This window comes from Nostoc sp. FACHB-152 (assembly GCF_014697475.1).
In the GTDB taxonomy this organism is placed as follows: Bacteria; Cyanobacteriota; Cyanobacteriia; order Cyanobacteriales; family Nostocaceae; genus Nostoc_B.
This window is the reverse complement of the sequence record NZ_JACJRV010000002.1, coordinates 46,201-63,965: the sequence shown is the minus strand read 5'-3', so window position 1 is coordinate 63,965 and position 17,765 is coordinate 46,201. Positions and strand designations below refer to the sequence as shown.

The 17,765-nt window shown below is 41.7% G+C and carries 19 protein-coding genes; 3 read left to right on the top strand and 16 right to left on the bottom strand.

Annotation, left to right across the window (positions count from 1 at the left end; translation table 11 throughout):
* The first annotated feature begins 78 nt into the window (after positions 1 to 78).
* Positions 79 to 1,974 carry an iron uptake porin gene (locus H6G76_RS02430; RefSeq protein ID WP_190694954.1) on the top strand — a complete coding sequence of 632 codons (1,896 nt, stop codon included), beginning with the start codon at positions 79 to 81 and terminating at the stop codon, positions 1,972 to 1,974.
* Between the two features lie 219 nt (positions 1,975 to 2,193).
* Entirely contained in the window at positions 2,194 to 2,676 is a 483-nt protein-coding gene (locus H6G76_RS02425; protein WP_190694952.1) for a hydrogenase maturation protease, read from the top strand.
* Positions 2,677 to 2,715: 39 nt separating this feature from the next.
* Here the strand turns inward: H6G76_RS02425 and H6G76_RS02420 are convergent, their stop codons facing one another.
* From H6G76_RS02420 to H6G76_RS02405, 4 genes are all read right to left on the bottom strand, one after another.
* On the bottom strand, positions 2,716 to 3,090 hold the full coding sequence (locus H6G76_RS02420) for a hypothetical protein (protein WP_190694950.1): 375 nt from the start codon (positions 3,088 to 3,090) through the stop codon (positions 2,716 to 2,718).
* A gap of 17 nt (positions 3,091 to 3,107) precedes the next feature.
* A complete protein-coding gene (locus tag H6G76_RS02415; RefSeq protein ID WP_190694948.1) occupies positions 3,108 to 4,394 on the bottom strand; it encodes a nitroreductase family protein in 1,287 nt (428 codons plus the stop codon).
* A complete protein-coding gene (locus H6G76_RS02410; RefSeq protein ID WP_190694946.1) occupies positions 4,381 to 4,845 on the bottom strand; it encodes an ankyrin repeat domain-containing protein in 465 nt (154 codons plus the stop codon). Before H6G76_RS02410 ends, H6G76_RS02415 begins: the two co-directional genes overlap by 14 nt.
* A gap of 216 nt (positions 4,846 to 5,061) precedes the next feature.
* Positions 5,062 to 5,688: a CBS domain-containing protein gene (locus tag H6G76_RS02405; protein WP_190694945.1), complete on the bottom strand. Its 627-nt coding sequence runs from the start codon at positions 5,686 to 5,688 to the stop codon at positions 5,062 to 5,064.
* An 875-nt stretch (positions 5,689 to 6,563) separates the two neighbouring features.
* On the opposite strand from H6G76_RS02405, the gene H6G76_RS02400 reads away from it, so the two are divergent.
* Positions 6,564 to 6,773 (top strand): molybdopterin-binding protein, encoded by a 210-nt coding sequence (locus H6G76_RS02400; protein WP_190694937.1) that lies wholly within the window; start codon positions 6,564 to 6,566, stop codon positions 6,771 to 6,773.
* A gap of 281 nt (positions 6,774 to 7,054) precedes the next feature.
* Here H6G76_RS02400 and H6G76_RS02395 read toward each other — a convergent pair whose 3' ends face one another.
* The 12 genes from H6G76_RS02395 to nifD all read right to left on the bottom strand — a co-directional run bounded on the left by H6G76_RS02395 (position 7,055) and on the right by nifD (position 17,716).
* Positions 7,055 to 7,354 carry a 2Fe-2S iron-sulfur cluster-binding protein gene (locus H6G76_RS02395; protein ID WP_190694935.1) on the bottom strand — a complete coding sequence of 100 codons (300 nt, stop codon included), beginning with the start codon at positions 7,352 to 7,354 and terminating at the stop codon, positions 7,055 to 7,057.
* A 332-nt stretch (positions 7,355 to 7,686) separates the two neighbouring features.
* Entirely contained in the window at positions 7,687 to 8,058 is a 372-nt protein-coding gene (locus H6G76_RS02390) for an iron-sulfur cluster assembly accessory protein (RefSeq protein WP_190694933.1), read from the bottom strand.
* A 127-nt stretch (positions 8,059 to 8,185) separates the two neighbouring features.
* Entirely contained in the window at positions 8,186 to 8,986 is an 801-nt protein-coding gene (locus H6G76_RS02385) for a ThiF family adenylyltransferase (protein WP_190694931.1), read from the bottom strand.
* Between the two features lie 10 nt (positions 8,987 to 8,996).
* Entirely contained in the window at positions 8,997 to 9,314 is a 318-nt protein-coding gene (gene nifW, locus H6G76_RS02380; protein ID WP_190694929.1) for a nitrogenase-stabilizing/protective protein NifW, read from the bottom strand.
* Entirely contained in the window at positions 9,311 to 9,511 is a 201-nt protein-coding gene (locus tag H6G76_RS02375; protein ID WP_190694927.1) for a CCE_0567 family metalloprotein, read from the bottom strand. The genes nifW and H6G76_RS02375 overlap by 4 nt, the downstream gene beginning before the upstream one ends.
* Positions 9,512 to 9,715: 204 nt before the next feature.
* Entirely contained in the window at positions 9,716 to 10,192 is a 477-nt protein-coding gene (locus tag H6G76_RS02370) for a NifX-associated nitrogen fixation protein (RefSeq protein ID WP_190694925.1), read from the bottom strand.
* A complete protein-coding gene (nifX, locus tag H6G76_RS02365) occupies positions 10,189 to 10,602 on the bottom strand; it encodes a nitrogen fixation protein NifX (RefSeq protein WP_096576510.1) in 414 nt (137 codons plus the stop codon). Before nifX ends, H6G76_RS02370 begins: the two co-directional genes overlap by 4 nt.
* 91 nt (positions 10,603 to 10,693) lie before the next feature.
* On the bottom strand, positions 10,694 to 12,010 hold the full coding sequence (gene nifN / locus H6G76_RS02360) for a nitrogenase iron-molybdenum cofactor biosynthesis protein NifN (protein WP_190694924.1): 1,317 nt from the start codon (positions 12,008 to 12,010) through the stop codon (positions 10,694 to 10,696).
* Positions 12,011 to 13,447 carry a nitrogenase iron-molybdenum cofactor biosynthesis protein NifE gene (nifE, locus tag H6G76_RS02355; protein ID WP_190694922.1) on the bottom strand — a complete coding sequence of 479 codons (1,437 nt, stop codon included), beginning with the start codon at positions 13,445 to 13,447 and terminating at the stop codon, positions 12,011 to 12,013. It abuts the gene before it with no gap.
* Between the two features lie 570 nt (positions 13,448 to 14,017).
* Positions 14,018 to 14,335 (bottom strand): Mo-dependent nitrogenase C-terminal domain-containing protein, encoded by a 318-nt coding sequence (locus H6G76_RS02350; protein WP_190694919.1) that lies wholly within the window; start codon positions 14,333 to 14,335, stop codon positions 14,018 to 14,020.
* A gap of 141 nt (positions 14,336 to 14,476) precedes the next feature.
* Positions 14,477 to 16,015 carry a nitrogenase molybdenum-iron protein subunit beta gene (gene nifK / locus H6G76_RS02345; protein ID WP_190694917.1) on the bottom strand — a complete coding sequence of 513 codons (1,539 nt, stop codon included), beginning with the start codon at positions 16,013 to 16,015 and terminating at the stop codon, positions 14,477 to 14,479.
* Between the two features lie 207 nt (positions 16,016 to 16,222).
* Positions 16,223 to 17,716, bottom strand: coding sequence for a nitrogenase molybdenum-iron protein alpha chain (gene nifD / locus H6G76_RS02340; protein ID WP_190694915.1), 1,494 nt, complete (start codon positions 17,714 to 17,716; stop codon positions 16,223 to 16,225).
* Positions 17,717 to 17,765: the final 49 nt, after the last annotated feature.

Below are 17,765 nucleotides of genomic sequence, written 5' to 3'. Positions count from 1 at the left end.
TACATTAAATTTATTTATCAGTAGCATTAGAACATTAATATCAAGTTTTTCATATTTAGTATAGTGTGGGGAGTTGTTATGCCAAAGCATCTACTAGCTTTTCCTAGTGGAGTAGTTTTATTATGGCTATTGTGCGGGTTATTGCCTGTACAAGCAGTCACGCCTTCAGACTTAGCCGATAAAAATTTAGAAGCTAATCAAGGTAGTACAACTAGTAAACAAATTGATGAGTATGACAGCACTATTTCTGGCAAAGTTCTCATCAATAATCCAACAGTAACGAAACCGCCAGAAAGTCAAGATTTAGTAGTAGATTCTACTGTTAATTCTGGGCAATCAACTACACCACAACCGACAAATTCATCTTCCCAATCAGATGAATTTTCCCAGGTAACATCCGTATCGCAATTCTCGGATGTACAACCGACTGATTGGGCATTTCAAGCACTACAATCATTGGTTGAGCGTTATGGTTGTATTGCAGGTTATCCTAATGGCACCTATCGCGGCAATCGGGCGATGACTCGTTATGAATTTGCAGCTGGCTTAAACGCTTGTTTAGAACGCATCAATGAACTAATTGCTACTGCAACTACTGATTTAGTTAAAAAAGAAGATTTAGCAACCTTACAAAGACTGCAAGAAGAGTTTGCAGCAGAACTGGCAACATTGCGGGGTCGAGTAGATGCTTTAGAAACCCGCACAGCAGAACTAGAAGCTAATCAGTTTTCTACTACTACCAAACTTAATGGTGAAGCAATTATTGCTGGTATTGGTGCCACTGGCGGCGCTCCTGGTGGGAGTGACCCTAACATCATCTTAGTAAATAGAGTGCGGTTAAATCTGACTACTAGCTTTACAGGAAAAGATTTATTAATTACTGGCTTGCAAGCTTACAACTTTTTGGGTGGTACAACTGGCGAAGGTAGCTTGCAAAGCAGTTTGGGATTAGCTTCTGGTGTACTAAGTTCAAGTAGCGCGCGTACAAGTTTTGAACCACAGTTTCCAGGTCTTGACGTTAAAACCTTATCAACAATTGGCGCAAACAGTGTTGACCTTTATAAATTGCTGTACATTACGCCTATCAGTGACAAATTTACTGTCTTTGCAGGAACTGCGGCGGAAACATCTGATGCTTTTCCTACAATTACACCTTTTTATGGTGAAGGACAGGAATCAATTTCTCGGTTTGGAAATTTAAATCCTGTGTTACGTGTCTCTGGTGGAACTTCCGGTACTGGTCTAGCATCAGCAGCAGGATTTATTTTTAATATTTCCCCAAGTTTGGATTTCAGGGCTTTATACGGCAGTGTTAATGCCAACCTGCCCCAAAAATCTCCTGATGAGGCAATACCAGGTTCAGGAGTTTCTACTACACCTTTGGGGGCTGGTGTGTTTAGTGGTAGTAGTGTTATAGCTGCACAGTTAACCTTAAAACCATTTCGTGATCTCGATGTTGGCTTAAACTACTCTCACAGTTATCACGAAATCAATATTTTAGGCACAGGATTAATTAGCAGTGACATCGGCGCTTTAGCTGGTGTTCCGGTGGGTACACCTGTCACACTCGACTCTGTAGGGGGTACGGTAACATGGCGTTTTTCTCCCAAAATAGCTTTATCTGGCTACGGTGCAGCAATATTTGCTGATGCTTCATCTGATACGATTAATGCTTCTACTACCTTTACAAGTTGGATGGTAGGGCTGCACTTTAACGATTTATTCAACGCCGGAAATGCTGCGGGGATTATTTTTGGTCAGCCGCTTTATCGTAGTGATGCTAGTGGTGATGCCCTACTCACCCCAGATGGTGAAGATCGCGCTACTCCTTACCATTTAGAAGCATATTATCGCCTGAAAGTTAGCGATAACATTAGCATTACCCCTGGTGCGTTTGTTTTGTTTAATCCAGAGGGTAATAGCAACAATGATACTACAACCGTTGGTGTACTTCGTACTACTTTTACGTTTTAGTTTCAGGACTTACGCACTCAGATCCCCCAAAAGGTTTAAAAAGGGGGCTTTAGACTTTCCTCAAAAATGAAGAGGCTTAGATTCCCGACTTCTTAAAGAATTCGGGAATCTTGTTATTTACGAATGATTGAAGAAATTATAGTGCGTAATCAATAACAGCAATATTTTTATCTAATGTGCTTTAACTAAATTTGCAGATGCTTTAGTAACTCAATCTTGATGCTAACTATTATTGGATGCGGCAATCTCAATCGCTGCGATGATGCTGTAGGTGTAATTATTGCCCAACGCTTACAACAATATCTAACCGAAAATCCTCACCCTAATGTGCGCGTGTATGACTGTGGAACCGCAGGGATGGAGGTAATGTTTCAAGCTAGAGGTAGTAAACAATTAGTAGTTATTGATGCAAGTTCAACTAATTCCGAAGCGGGTGCAATATTTAAGGTTCCGGGCAAAGAATTGGAAGCTTTGCCGGAACCTAGTTATAACTTGCATGATTTTCGATGGGATAATGCATTAGCCGCCGGACGGAAAATATTTCAAGGTGATTTTCCTGAAGATGTGACAGTTTATTTAATTGAGGCGGCAAATCTTGGCTTTGGACTAGAGTTAAGCCCTGAAGTTAAACATTCTGCTGACCTGGTTTTTGAAGAGGTAGTTGCAATTATTTGTAATTGGTCAATGGTCAATGGTCAATAGTCAATTGGCCTCTCCTACTCTCCTCATTCACGCACTTTTCTAGCCAGCCATGTCACGGTAAACAGCGAGTTCATCTACCCTCATTTCAAAAGGTATACCTTGGCTTTCAGGAGGACAAACGCGAATTTTTGCACTGCTAACAATGGTCTGGAGTAATGTTGCCATTGGTACGATTTTCTGTAGGACTCGCCAGTTGGTAACGGGATCTGTACATTCAATTACCAATGTCATTGCATTGGCATCGGTTGTGACATACCATCGACAACTAGATAGAAGATTTTGAATTGTGCGATCGCACGCTTCGTAAAAGTATCTACTAATAGAATGCTCTAATTGTTGACGTAAAATAATATCTGCCGATGTCAGCTGCATTGGACGATAATCATCATTGAAATAATACATATACCTAACCATCCCTACTTACAAAACTACTAATTGCCAATAGCTATTGCGTAGAGGATATCTTTTGTCGTTTCTAAGAAACTCTGGGTTTCATCATCATAAAAAGCACCAATTGCGCTACATTGTATCCCCAAGTAATTACTACTCAGGTAAACTCGGTGTCCTAGAAAACCTGCTAATTGCATAGCGGTTTGATAATTTGTATAGTCGGACACTAAAAACAAAGTTACTGCACAATCACGAGCAATAGCTTGATTAATGCATAAATAACCAGTATGTTCGCTAAAATTGCCACTTTTTATTAGCTGGTTGTCTTGATATAACCCAGGGGATATCCCCTCAACCCGATGCACGACTGAATAAACTTTTATTGCTTCACCACTTTCTGTTGGAATTGGTTGCTTTAGTTCTAGCAATATCCTGAAATAATCTTCTTGAGAAATTACCTGTTTCCGGAAACGTCTACTTGAACGTCTATGCCAAACAGTTTGATAAAATTTGTCCTTGTCAAACTTAAACTTTGGATGCTCTAGCTGTTGTTGGGAACTCTTTTGTAACGCTGTTACCTCATAGCTATCTTCAATAAATTGATTAGCTTCAAAATAATCTGTGCCACAAACAAAAGGAACTTTCAGCCTTAAGCGTCTGAGATTCTTTTCTTCTACATCCCCACATAAAACACAAGCAGTCACAAACTCTTTATTCTCAAAACCTAAGTCTAAGTTAAGAGCTAACTTATCAAAGTCAAAAATTAGCTGGATATCTTTGTCATGAAGATAAGCCGATGCGGCAATTGTACCCAAATGGTGTCCGCTATCTAAAAAGCAATATCTCAGACTTCTGTTTTTATATTTCCAACTAGACCTATAATAAACGCAACTAATTAAAAAAATGATTCCCCTGATACATTTGCCCGGTATAATATAACTTTCTAAGCCATCATCTATTAATTCATAGATGAGTGTTAGACAATTATTCTCAACTTCTAGATGGTAGATGCCATCAACTATTTCAGGAATTCCTCGAATTTGTACATAAATCTCGGTAGGATATAGCCCACCTGCCGAGGGATTTACACGTAGTTTGTAGGCTACATCCTTATAAGCCTTTTCTAGGGTGATTGCACTTGTTAAATAAATGAATGAGTGGATTGGATGATTGAGATTTAATTGCAATCTGCGATAAAATTTTGGATATCGCTTAAAAGCAGATGGTTGAGTTGTAGAGTCTATATAATTAGGATCAAGCTGCACTGATAGGTAAGAATGTTTAGTCGCTTGATGAAAGTTTTTGCTAGATAAATCATTTTGCAGCATCTTTCAGCATCCTTAAAACTTCGACAGTACTGGCAAAATCTATAGCCTTGTAATCGTCTAAATTTTTTAAACTCAAATTGGGATGATGTTGTAAAAGTAACTTGACAACTTCTGCTTTGCCTGCCGAAGCTGCATACATTAAAACAGTCGCGCCATTATCATTTTGGTTATCGATATTTATTTTCATTTTTAAAAGCAAATTAATTAATTCATAATGATTGCCAAAGCAAGCAAACCATAAGGCATTGTTATTATCGTTATTCCTGGCATTAATATCTGCACCCACACTAATCAATTCTTGAACGACTGAAGAATTACCTTCTCTGGTAGCTTTCATCAAAGCTGTATCGCCATTTTCCCCAGGTTGATTTAAATCTTCAGGATTGTAATTGTTTGCTACTAACCATTCACAAGTTGTTTTACTCAAACTTTGTTGGCTGTGTTGCTTCATAAATTGCCTCAAGTCACTAACAAAAGGGAATGGTGGACAATGCCCACCATTCATAAAAAACTGTTTGAAAATACTGTCTATGAGATGAACTTTTACCCCTCCCTAACCCTCCCCTTGTAAAGGGGAGGGAATTAGATTTATTAGTTTCCCCCCTTGTAAAGGGGGGATTAAGGGGGGTAATCAAGAGAAGTATGAAATACTTCTCTGACATCCTCATTAGACAGCATTCATTGTCTGGTTAGGCTGTTCCCCAGATACCATTGGTTTCGGTTCTTCAGAGAATAGCTCTCTGGAAGATTTCTCTTGCTTGGGTGCGCCATAAAAACCAGCTTCAGCTTCGAGTTCATCTACGAAATCCCAAGCTTCAATTGTGCGTTTAGAGTCGGGGCCGTAGTTCGCAGAAATTGCCCGTGCATTCGAGACAGCTTTATATATCTCTTTTTGCAAGAATAGGAGTTTTGGTTTTTCTACAAAGTCGCCTTTGTGGATAATATCGCTGATAGTAATCATCCCAAGTAATTCACCTCGGATGACAGGCGCACTCCGCATTCCTGTATTTATCAATAACCTTGCAGCATATTCTAAATCAAGGTCAGGATCTACAGTGACGCAGGGTTTGCTCATTATTTCATAAACATAAATTCTTTGAGGATCTTTTCCATAAGCAACCACTTTGCCTGCAATATCACTCTCAGTCACAATACCGTAAGCATCACCACTATGACGAGGTTCTACAATTAATTCTTGCAGTTGTTTGAGCCTTAATAATTTCACTGCTTCTGCTACTGTAGCAGAGCCGCGAATGGTAGCTACATCTTGAGTCATAATATGTTTGGCTCGCATAATTCCTGCTCCTTATGTATTGCAAGTAAGGGAATTTCTAAACTGCTGCACTTATTCCCAAACTGTGTTTGCTTAGTTTAAGCATTAGGAAAATTAGACACAGGTATTACGCAGTATTAACCCTAAGTTCTACTTAGTAGAATCATTAATTGCAAGTATAAGATTTACACATTTTCCCTAAAATCTTGTTGAAGCGATCGCATCGTCTGTCTAACTTTCAGATGTACCAGGATTTAGGTAGAAACGTCTTAGATAACCCTGTAATCATTTGCTGCTGAAGTTTGGTTCACTAGCAACAATTTAGCTTACTTATATATTATCACTCTGATCAGTTTGTTCCATAAACAAGTGTGTATTCTCTTAAAGATATTAGTTAATTAACTCAAAAAATTATCAAAATGCATCAGGAAATACATTAGATTTTAAAAAATATGCTTTTAACTCAATCTGCTTTTAAAGCCAACGCTCTATATAAATATAGGAATCCGGTTTGATTACTGAACATACTTGTGTAGTCAGGCAATAGGCAACAGCAAAGAAGGTAGGTAATAATATACTGAATTTTTTCAAAAGTAAAAAATGAGTCTTATATGTTTATTTTTTGGGCAACACTTATTTTTTGAAGTTAAGTTTTATTGGTGCAATTTATGTATAAAAATCTTAAGCAAATAAATCATCCATTAGCTATGAATTTTGCAACTTATTGCAATTAAATTTTTCTCCCTAATGGAGTATTTTTATTTGCGATCGCTTAGTTAACTCATTTTGTATAATCTATATCTGCTACATTTATAAAGAAAATCTAAAAAACTTCTTTGTTATTCTAAAAAGTTGGTATTGTTTGAAACTAGCATCTTTCAAAAGGAAATAAAAAAATGGAAATTAGCGCACGTAATGCGATAAAAACTACTGTTAAGAAGGTTGTAACTGGTTCAGTTAATACCGAAATAACTTTAGAATTAGCCCCTGGGGTAGAGTTAGTCTCTATTATTACCAAATCATCCGCCGATAGACTGGGATTGCAAGAAGGTAAACAAGCTTATGCAGTTATTAAAGCATCAGATGTGATCGTTGCTGTCGATTAATAAATAATTTACCAACTGTATACCAACTGTATAGATAATATCCCCGATTTATTTCAAGTCGGGGATATGTATTTCACCATAAAAATAAAGCTAAAAATAGTTTTGGCGATTAGAAATCGCAGCTATACAAACAAAGTCCGCACTTCGGCTACGCTCAGTAACCACCTGCGCGGACTAGTATGAAACCAAGATTTTCAACCCGCGTGGTGCGCCAAGGGCAGCGCAAGCGCGATAAGCGGGTTTTGTCTGTATAGCCGCGACTTCCAGTCGCTTGGTGTCAGTTAAACAAGATAAGGTTCTTGGTGGGTTTTGATTGTGCAGTTAGAGCGAGGATAGGTAACGCACAATAGCGCAAATCCTTTAGACATTTGCTCGTCATCTAAAAAGATTTGCTCAGATTGATCAATTTCACCTTCAACAACTTTGCCTACACAGCTAGAGCAAGAACCTGAATGGCAAGAGAAAGGTAACTCAATGCCGGCTTCTTCGGCTGCATCCACAATTGTAGTTTCTTCATCTACCTCAATTGTGGTATCGAGGTCTTCCTTTTTGTTGATTAATCTTACTTGATAGGTAGCCATTTTCCGATTCTCCTCTTTACGGTTCGGTTAATTCTCGAAGTGTGTCAGTCTCCTCTTCGAGAAACTATGAATAGGAAGACACTGCATTTGATGAGTTTTATAGCAGGAGGCAGAAGGTAAGACAGACAGTGCGGTCTTGGGGGTTTCCCCCATGAGCAACTGCGAACCCGAAGGGCAGAAGGCAGGAGGTAAAATTATTATTCCTGGCATTCAAGCTTTTCAAATGTTCTAACCTATGTGACTACCGCTATAGCTAGTGTCTCTGACATTTGGTGCGGAGTACGTTTACGTAAAGCCTCAATGGTTTAACTTGACACTAAAAGATAACTCTTTTAGGTACAAGGGACACCAGTTGGCGTACAGTCTCCTGCTTGGAAAGATTTGCCACAACCGCAGGTACTAGTTGCGTTAGGGTTGGTAAATTTAAAACCGCTTTCTACCAGCCCTTCGACAAAATCGATCACGATTCCTTCTAACAAAGGCGCACTTTTGGCATCGACATAAACCAGCACACTACCTTGCTGGATTACTAAATCATCTGGTTGGGGTTGGCTAGTGACATCCATGCCATATTCATAGCCATTGCAACCGCCACCGTTGACAGAGATTCGGATGCCTTTAGTTGCACTATTGTCATCGGAACCGGAACCTCGCAGGAAAGCCCGCAAACGAAATTCTGCTTTTTCTGTTAAAGTAACAGTCATTAAATCTCCTGATCTGTAGCGATTGATTGTTCTAATCTAGAATTTGGAATTTTTGTGATAATTGTCATTGGTCATTTGTGAACACAAAGAGCAAATGACCAATGACTAATGACAAAGGTCGAAAATATTAAGTTGTAAAATTACTGGTGGTTTCCATTGATGGAGATTGTGAATATCTCCAAGGCGCGCTATTACCGCATACTGGACAAGAGCGATCGCGGTATGAACGACGCTTGGCAAACTCCATCCGGTTTAAGTCTATTGTCAATAATTGTGACAATAAAGGCTGACTAAACCCAGTAATCAGCTTGACTGCTTCTAACGCCGTCAAACAAGCCAACGTCCCAGAAACAGCACCTAGCACCGAGAAACCACGCCGATCCCAATCAGGCTTTTCGGGAAACAGACAAGATAAACAAGGCGTGACACCGGGAATAATCGTTGTCAGATAAGCCTCCATCCCATCCATTGCAGCTTCTACCATTGGTTTGCGCCAGCGTACACAAGCTGCATTCAACAAATTGCGTTCTGTAAAATTATGAGCGCAGTCCAGTGCCATATCTGCGGATTGTACCAAAGAATCTACATTCTCTGCGGTAATGTAATCATGAACCGCTTCGATTTCGATATCAGGATTGATAGCCTGCAAGGTTTCTTTAGCTTTAAATACCCTTGGCTTACCCACCCAATCATCAGTCATGAGAATCTGACGATTCATATCATCAAGGCGCAAATCGCCACCCCGGACTAGAATTAGCTTGCCAACGCCTGCTACTGCTAAATAAAGCGCGGCTGTACCACCTAATCCCCCCACACCTGTCACCAATACTGTCGCTGACTTCAGGCGCTTCTGAGCCGCTTCGCCAAAATTAGGCAGCATCATTTGGCGACTATAACGTTCTAACTCGGTAGGAGTTAGGTTAACCACTATTTACCTCCTAATCAGAAGAGAGTTCTGTCAGCGTAATTACATTTTTTGGCTTGTCTTTAAAGACTTTAAACACCTTTTGTTCTTGGGGTGTTGATTCGAGAAATACGTGATATGCTTTTTGCAAAGCCAAGCAATATTGATTGAGCTTTTCTTCTGCACTTAAATCAGCAGAATTATCATCAATTTCTTGGATATATTGCGAGAATTTTTTCAATATATGAAGACGATTTATATTGACAATTTTTTGATCGTAATCTAGCTCAAAAAATTGAAAATATTCTTCGGCATCACTTAGTTTTTTGAACTCTTCAATAGTTTTACTCATTTTGCGTTCTCCAAGGCTGTTAGCTGCTGTTTCAACTCATCAAGTTGACGATATATTTCATAAGTTGCCGCCGCAACATCCATAAGTGTTTTGTAATCTGTTGGCAAACCTTCGGCTAAATCGTGCAGATCCATTTTCATTTGACCTGCTTTGCTGTTGAGGCGTTTAATTTGGGTTTTCAATTCCTCGATGGTCATTGGTTATTTGTCCATTCTCATTTGTCATTTGTGAATAAACGTGACTTTAATAAACCTCTCCTCAACCCCTCTCCGCGTCGGAGAGGGGCAGAAATATTCTGCGTTTTTAACGAAAAATTCAGAATTTCAAAGCCTCTCTCCCTTTGGGGGAGAGGTTTGGAGAGGGGTTTAAATAACGAATAACTAATGACTAATGACAAAAAGTTATAACTTACCTACTTCTGGGAAGCGATTAACTAAATCTAATCCTTTTTGGACGAAAGCTTCGCCTTCTTCTGCTAACTTTTCTAGAGATTCAAAGCCGAAGCGATGAGCATCTCTTAATGTTTTGACTGTTAGCAAAAGCCTTCCAGAAAATACTAACGCCCAGCCAAAGCCCTCATGATTGATGTTAACTACAACCTGAGATATTAGATTGGTTTCTTGTTCAATTCTGGCAGCAATAGCTCGGAAAAATACTAAAATCCGTGCCTGGGTTGCGGCATCAACTTCACCATCAATGGGGATTTCGCGTTTCTTTTTTTTGGGAACTACGAAAGCTTTGAGGATTAATTCATCTGACCAATTACGGTAAAATCCGTAACTATCTTGCCCGCGAATTTGGAGAACTAAAGCCTTAATGAAGGGAGAGTTTAAGGCTGCAATACTGGTGGTTCCGTTAACAGAATTATCTGCGGTCATACAGTTGCTTCGTTTTCAATATCATCTGTAAAGGTTTTGGTTTTTGGTTGTAGAGCTTTCCGCAACCAAGGTGGAGGATTACCTTTAAGAGTTTGGACTAATTTAGTCAATAACTCTTCAATTTTTTCTTCTTCGGTGCGGGCTTTAACTGGGGTAACGCCTTTCTTGATTAACTTAGCAGCAGCAGTACCACCAATTGCTGTTACATAAACAATTGCACAATCAACCAGTGCATCAAGTTTGGGTGTGATTTTATCTTCGTTGCCATCTTCTTTTAACTCACCCTCAAAGTTGAGAGTTTGTAAAAATTGATATCCTTCTGCATCGATTTCGTAGACATCAATTTCTCTCGCCCAGCCAAAGTGAGCATTGACATGAATGTGGTCACTGGTTGTAAAGGCAATTTTCATTCTGTTCTCCTACTTGTGTAGGGAGTGGGGAGTGGGGAGTGGAGAGTAAAAATTCACTACTCCCTATTCCCTACTCCCAATTCCCCAATTACTAATCATTGAAAAAGTGTTTAACTCGCTCTTCTTCAGCTTCTAAAAAGAGGTTGCCAATGCCAAACAAAAGCTCCATCGTGCCGCGATAGCCAACTTTTGTGAATAGACCATTACCTAAACGGTCGTAAATGGGCAAGCCTAAACGATAAAGCGGAATCGACAGACGTTTAGCGATCGCTCCCACGTTAGAATTACCAATCAATAGGTCAGAACCTACTGCTAGTTCTTCAAAGTCTTCTAAATCACCGATAGTAACGCTCTTGATGGGGAGCTTTTCGAGTAAAGGCGATCGCGTCGTGGTCACAGCAGCATGAATTTGTGTTCCCATCGATTGCAAGAAGCGCACTGTACCCCACAACAAATCAGGCTCTAACGCTAAAGATACTCGTTTTGCACCAAAATAAAAGTGCGTATCAAGCATTGCATCTTGCAATTGGCGACGTTGGCGACGGTACTTTTCGGGTACTGGGTTGCTGCTCAAAATCGATAGTGCTTGCAGAAACTCATCTACTGCTTCCAGTCCAGTCAGTTCACCAAACACTTCGTAGGGAATGTTAAACCGCTCATCCAAAATTTTGGCTGCACCCCGCATACTTTCACCCAAAGCGATGGTGAAAGCAGAACAACCTACTTGTCGTAGTTGTTTAACACTCGTACCGCTACCTGTAACAGGACTATAGTTATCTTCTAAGTGACCATCCAAAGAAGCACCGAGGTCAGGTACGAAGATAGGTTCTAATCCAAAAGCGGTGACAATCTCTTTAATTTCTTGTAAGTCGCCTGGGGTAAAAGCAGAACCAGCCAAGATTGTGACTTGTTCGCTTCTGATCCCGCCTGCTTGGGGAATTTCCTTAACGATGCTTTCCACAGCAGTGGCAAAACCATCTTGCAATGCACCTTTAAAATCTGGTGTTGGTGCAAATATAACGGGGATGTGGTCTAATTCACGATGGCGATCGCGGATATCCTTCAAGAAGCGTTCAATATCATCGCCTCTGGTTTCTGTTAATCCAGTGGTACACAAACCGATAATTTCTGGCTTGGCCTTCTCAACCAACGTCAGAAGCGCCTGTTCCACATTCTCTTCGCCACCTAAAATCGTGGTTACTTCAGTCATGGCTGTAGTGGCTAGGGGAATCGCTTCCCGAAAATGCCGTACAAGCACAACCTTGGCGAAGGCGGTACACCCTTGAGAACCGTGGAATAGAGGTATCATTCCCTTTAATCCCAAAAAGGCGAGGGATGCACCTAAAGCTTGGCTTTGTTTGAGGGGATTAACTGCAACTGATTTTTCGGGAACAGTAACGATCGCCATCTAAAATACCTCTTCTATTGAAGCAGAGAACATCTCATCTGCTGACACAAAATTATTTAAAGTCCCGGCTTCTTCATCCCAAGGCGCAGGTTTGCGGATTTGATCCCAGATGGGGCTGTAGAGGGCTTCGTATAGCTCTCGTGCCATCTCTAACATTCCCACATACCCAGCATACGGATGATGACGTTCTTGGTTGATGTCGAGGAAAGGAATCCGCGCTTTCAAGGCTGTGTATTGGTTACGACCACCCGCAATCAACATATCAGCGTTAGTGTCTTTGACCAATCGCAACAACTCTTGAGCGTTGCCTTTTTCTAACATCATCCCTTCTGTACCGAGCAAGCGTTTGATTTTCGCCTTATCTTCCTCTGTACTCTTGCGGGTGCTAGTAGCCACAACTTCTATCCCCAAATCCTTAGCGGCGGAGATAATTGACCAACTCTTCACACCGCCAGTATACAGAACTACACGCTTACCCTTGAGTCGGGCGCGATAAGGAGCTAAAGCGATATCCAAAGCGGCTGTTTCTTCGGCAATTAGCTTTTCCGTGCGCTCTTGCAAATCAGGATCACCCAACTTAGCAGCCACATTCCGCAAACAACGATTTATATCATCAATCCCATAAAAAGACTCTTCAATGTAGGGAATCCCATATTGCTCCTCCATCTTTCTGGCCATATTGAGCAAAGCCCGCGAACAAATCATCACGTTCAACTTGGCACGGTGAGCGTAACGAATTTCTTCATAACGAGCATCACCCGTGATTTTGGATAGTACGCGGATACCTAATTTTTCAAATAAAGGCAGGACTCCCCACATTTCCCCGGCGATATTGTATTCGCCGATCAAGTTTATATCATAGGGGGTTGTGAACTCCGGTTCTGCTGTCCCGACAACATAATCTAATAAAGCTTCACCGCCAAAACGGTTCCCCAAATTCTTACTACCAATAAATCCCGGCGCAATCACCGGGACAACAGGAGTACCAATTTTTTCAGCCGCCGCCTTGCAAACAGCATTGATATCATCCCCAATCAAAGCCGTCACACAAGTAGCATAAACAAATACAGCCGTGGGATTATAACGCTGATGAATTTCTAAAATTGCCTTGTAGAGCTTCTTCTCACCACCGAAAATCACATCATTTTCAGTCATATCGGTAGTGAAACCCATCTTATAAAGCATAGGCCCAGAAGAAAGACTACCACGACTACCCCAAGAATTACCAGCACAGGCGATCGGGCCATGAACCAAATGCGCCGCATCAGTAATTGGAACCAGAGCAATCATCGCCCCATCAAAAGCACAACCACCTTGAGCCGCCCCAGGTTGCGCTTGTTGCGTACAAGACTTATTCTTCTTCTCGCCCTTCTTCTGCTGATTATGTTCGCATCCCGTCTCATTCAGCAGTTCATTAACCTTCTTTTGGGTATTCATCTCTCTTCCTCTGTGTTCTCCGCGCTACGCCAGTTCGCTCAAGTCGGGAAACCCGCCCACGCGACTGGCTCCTCTGTGGTTCGATAAAAAGCCAGTATTCTATTCTTGATAAGACTTAAGCAAGAACTCTCTCAAACCTTTATCTCTTCGTGTCCTTAGCGTCCTTTGCGGTTCGTTCTTAGTCTTGAAAAAAACAGTTAACAATAATCATGTATCAATTCACTAGACTTCTTTGCAAACTTTTCTTTGCGCGGTAGCGGCTTCCCTGCGGGAAGCCGCTACCGCGTCTATGCGCGAAACAAAAAATACTTATGCAAGAAATCTACCGATTACTGTTAACTGTTACAAAAACTTCCTGCAAAAATCTTCTCCATACCCGATACACAATTCCCCATGTGCATCAGTAATTCATTTCTATAACATCGACTTTTACAAGAAACTTAAAAGTATCGTTCACTACGAAGGATAAAAAATGTTTACCAGATTTTGGGGTGAGACATTTATATAACGACACAAATATATATTTAGAAATAGCCCCAAACCCCTATCTTCAGGCGAGATTGAAGATAATTAGCAAATATACCTTGTCACATCCTCACCACATTCATCAGCGAGGTAAGACAAAGCCCGAAAACGCAAACCAACAAACTCATCATAGAGAGGATTAAGCTTACATAAAGGTGGAATATGGAAACTCCGACCAAATAAACTAATATTTCGCTCAAAAGGACAACAGCAAGGAATTACCTGGCATATTAGATGAGCGAAGCGATTATTTTTAACTTGAATTCCGTCCACTAAACGACGTAAAGGATTAAGTACAGGAGACTTTTTATAGTTAGGTGGATGGAAATGAACGTGAGAGTGAGTGTGATTGATGCTTTCCATAATAGAGATGCTGAATCAAAAGATAGGTAGGTTGAAACTTGAGTATCTTTTATAGGAATTGGGGATGGGGAATTAAATATTCCCTAGTCCCCAGTTCCTAATCTTTAGCTGTTTTTAACAAACAAGCTTGGAGCGTAATTTCTAGCGAATCAAGTCGAAGGAGATATCGGTCTTACCAGTGATGTTGGTGTTACGATCCATTTCATCCAACAGAGTGTTAACAACCCAGTTGAGGATATTTAGACCACCTTGGTAGCCGAGGGTAGCATAGCGGTGTAAGTGGTGGCGATCGAACAGAGGATAACCAATCCGTACCATTGGGATCTTGGTATCGCGCCACAGGTACTTACCGTAGGAGTTACCGATGAAGAAGTCTACAGGCTCGGTGAACAACAAAGAGCGTAAGTGCCACAAGTCTTTTTGAATCCAAACAGTAGCTTCTTTACCGAAGGGACTAGCAGCGAGAATAGCTTCCATTTCTTTCTTGAAAGTTTCGTCGCCGTTGTTGCAGAGGATGTGTACAGGCTCTGCACCCATTTCTAACAAGAAGCTGGTGATGGAGATGATCAAGTCAGGATCGCCGTAGATAGCGAACTTCTTACCATGAATCCAAGCGTAGGAGTCAGTGATAGCATCAACTAAACGACCGCGTTCGATTTCCAACTCTTCAGGAATCGCTTTACCAGTCAATTCAGAGATAGCAGTCAAGAACTCGTCAGTACCTTTAACACCGAAGGGACGCAGAACTTGTGTTTCTTGCTTCCACTGGGTTTTAATGTATTCGCGGGTCTTGGGTGTGGTGTAAGCTTGGAGAGCAACTGTTGCCTTAGCGTTGATAGAATCAGCAGCATCTTCCAGCTTGGTACCACCTGGGTACATATCGAATTCGCCAGTGTTGGGTGAATCGAAGTAATCGCTGCTGTCAGACAGAATGGTGTAGTCAACACCCATAGCACCCAACATCCGCTTAACTTCGCGGTTGTTGCCTACATAGGTATCAAAACCAGGAATGATGTTGATTTTGCCATTGCTGGTAGCTGTCTTTTTGCCTTCTGTCAGGTTCAACAGAATTCCCTTCATCATGTTGTCGTAACCAGTGATGTGGGAACCTACGAAGCTGGGGGTGTGAGCAAAAGGTACTGGGAAATCTTGAGGAATAGAACCAGCATTCTTAGAGTTGGTGATGAACGCGCCTAAGTCATCACCGATAACTTCAGCCATACAGGTGGTGCAAACAGCAATCATCTTAGGCTTGTACAGTTGGTATGAAACTTGCATACCTTCAATCATGTTGTTCAAGCCACCGAATACTGCTGCGTCTTCTGTCATAGAAGAAGAAACTGCGGAGCAAGGCTCTTTATAGTGACGGCTGAGGTGTGTACGGAAGTAAGCCACACAACCTTGAGAACCTTGAACGAAGGGAAGAGTACCTTCAAAACCTAAAGCCGCGAACATTGCGCCTACAGGTTGACAACCTTTAGCGGGGTTAATGGTTAAAGCTTCACGAGCGAAGTTCTTTTCCCGGTAGTCCCAAGATTTTGTCCATTCAGAAACTCTTTCAACTTCTTCAGGAGGATGTGCGCCTTCAAAGTTCTTTCTCTTGTTTTCAAATAGCTCGGTGTATTCTGGCTGTTTGAATAGATCAACGTGGTCTACAATTCTGTCAGGATTCTGTGGCATTTGTCTGTCTCTCTACGCTTGCTGGTTGGTGTAGTAATTGAAGTGTTGGGAGAGCCTGGGGGGGTTCCGCTCCTCCCCTAGGGAGTCACGAGTGATGAATCATGAATAATGAATAAAAGTCTTCATCCAGCATTCAGCATTCACCATTCTTCCCTGGGTTCCTGGGGCTAAAAACCCCAGGCTATCCGTTTTATTCTTGGGAATGAATTAAGCAGCAGCCTTAGCTTTGGTAGCAGCTTTCTTCCAAGGTGCGCCAATCAAGCTCCAAGTTGGGCTGTTGAGTGCTAAGTCCATATCACGAGCGAAGATAGCAAATCCGTCATAACCGTGATAAGGGCCGGAGTAATCCCAAGAGTGCATTTGACGGAAGGGTAGACCCATCTTTTGGAAGGCGTACTTCTCTTTAATACCAGAAGCAATTAGGTCAGGCTTCTTAGCTTTAACGAATTCCTCGAATTCGTAGGCGGTAACGTCATCATAAATGATGGTGGCGTTATCGATATAGTGGGTGGTACGTTTGTAGTCGTCGTTGTGAGCGAATTCGTAGCCTGTACCGACAACTTTGATACCCAAGTCTTCAAAAGCGGGAACAACGTGACGAGGACGTAGACCACCTACGTACAACATTACGGTGTTACCTTCCAAGCGAGGACGATACTTTTCAAGTACCGCAGTCATCACTGGTGTGTACTTAGCGATGACCTTCTCAGCGTTTTCTTGAATCTTAGAGTCAAATTTAGCAGCAATTTGACGTAGAGATTCAGCAATCTTGGTGGGGCCGAAGAAGTTGAATTCCATCCAAGGCATACCGTATTGTTCTTCCAAACTACGGCAGATGTAGTTCATAGAACGGTAGCAGTGGATCAGAACTAACTTAGCAGCAGGGCCTTGAATCAACTCGTTGAGTGTACCGTCACCAGACCACTGAGCAACAACACGCAAGCCCATTTCTTCTAACAACATCCGGCTTGCCCAAGCATCACCACCGATGTTGTAGTCACCGATTAGAGCTACGTCGTATGGGCTTGGCTCGAAGTCGAGTGTATTGTTTTTCTTAGCCTTGTCAAATTCAGGGAAAATCCAGTCACGGATAGCGTCGTTAGCGATGTGGTGTCCTAAAGACTGAGATACACCACGGAAACCTTCGCAACGCAGGGGTACAACTGGCTTACCAATTTGCTTAGAAGCTTTTTTAGCTACAGCTTCGATGTCATCTCCGATTAGACCGATGGGACATTCAGATTGAATGGAAACACCACGGTTCAAGGGGAAGAGAACTTCTAGTTCTTCGATGATTTTGGTTAATTTTTTGTCACCACCGAATACGATGTCGCGTTCTTGGAAGTCGGAGGTGAAGTGCATGGTACCAAAGGAGTTGATACCTGTGATACCTACATAGTAGTTACGACGACCAGACCAAGACCAGTAACCGCATCCTACTGGGCCGTGGCTGATGTGGATCATGTCCTTAATAGGCCCCCAAACCACACCTTTAGAACCTGCGTAAGCACAACCACGAGCGGTCATTACACCAGGAATAGATTTGATGTTAGACTTAACGCCGCAATCGGACTTGCTTTCTTCGTGGACGTTGAGGTGTTTTTCGCGCTTTTTACGAGCTTTTTCGGGGTAAGCTTGCAGAACTTCTTTAATAAGTTCCTTATTTTCATCTACAAGATTCTTGTTTTCTGGAGGTGTCATAGTCTGCCTCGGTAACAGTTATGGATGGGGGAAAAGGGATGAGGGAGAG

Bases quoted from the DNA above. Each gene is read 5' to 3' on its own strand.
- H6G76_RS02430 (WP_190694954.1), top strand. From the start codon at position 79: ATGCCAAAGCATCTACTAGCTTTTCCTAGTGGAGTAGTTTTATTATGG.
- H6G76_RS02425 (WP_190694952.1), top strand. From the start codon at position 2,194: ATGCTAACTATTATTGGATGCGGCAATCTCAATCGCTGCGATGATGCT.
- H6G76_RS02420 (WP_190694950.1), bottom strand. From the start codon at position 3,090: ATGGTTAGGTATATGTATTATTTCAATGATGATTATCGTCCAATGCAG.
- H6G76_RS02415 (WP_190694948.1), bottom strand. From the start codon at position 4,394: ATGCTGCAAAATGATTTATCTAGCAAAAACTTTCATCAAGCGACTAAA.
- H6G76_RS02410 (WP_190694946.1), bottom strand. From the start codon at position 4,845: ATGAAGCAACACAGCCAACAAAGTTTGAGTAAAACAACTTGTGAATGG.
- H6G76_RS02405 (WP_190694945.1), bottom strand. From the start codon at position 5,688: ATGCGAGCCAAACATATTATGACTCAAGATGTAGCTACCATTCGCGGC.
- H6G76_RS02400 (WP_190694937.1), top strand. From the start codon at position 6,564: ATGGAAATTAGCGCACGTAATGCGATAAAAACTACTGTTAAGAAGGTT.
- H6G76_RS02395 (WP_190694935.1), bottom strand. From the start codon at position 7,354: ATGGCTACCTATCAAGTAAGATTAATCAACAAAAAGGAAGACCTCGAT.
- H6G76_RS02390 (WP_190694933.1), bottom strand. From the start codon at position 8,058: ATGACTGTTACTTTAACAGAAAAAGCAGAATTTCGTTTGCGGGCTTTC.
- nifW (WP_190694929.1), bottom strand. From the start codon at position 9,314: ATGAGTAAAACTATTGAAGAGTTCAAAAAACTAAGTGATGCCGAAGAA.
- H6G76_RS02375 (WP_190694927.1), bottom strand. From the start codon at position 9,511: ATGACCATCGAGGAATTGAAAACCCAAATTAAACGCCTCAACAGCAAA.
- H6G76_RS02370 (WP_190694925.1), bottom strand. From the start codon at position 10,192: ATGACCGCAGATAATTCTGTTAACGGAACCACCAGTATTGCAGCCTTA.
- nifX (WP_096576510.1), bottom strand. From the start codon at position 10,602: ATGAAAATTGCCTTTACAACCAGTGACCACATTCATGTCAATGCTCAC.
- nifN (WP_190694924.1), bottom strand. From the start codon at position 12,010: ATGGCGATCGTTACTGTTCCCGAAAAATCAGTTGCAGTTAATCCCCTC.
- nifE (WP_190694922.1), bottom strand. From the start codon at position 13,447: ATGAATACCCAAAAGAAGGTTAATGAACTGCTGAATGAGACGGGATGC.
- H6G76_RS02350 (WP_190694919.1), bottom strand. From the start codon at position 14,335: ATGGAAAGCATCAATCACACTCACTCTCACGTTCATTTCCATCCACCT.
- nifK (WP_190694917.1), bottom strand. From the start codon at position 16,015: ATGCCACAGAATCCTGACAGAATTGTAGACCACGTTGATCTATTCAAA.
- nifD (WP_190694915.1), bottom strand. From the start codon at position 17,716: ATGACACCTCCAGAAAACAAGAATCTTGTAGATGAAAATAAGGAACTT.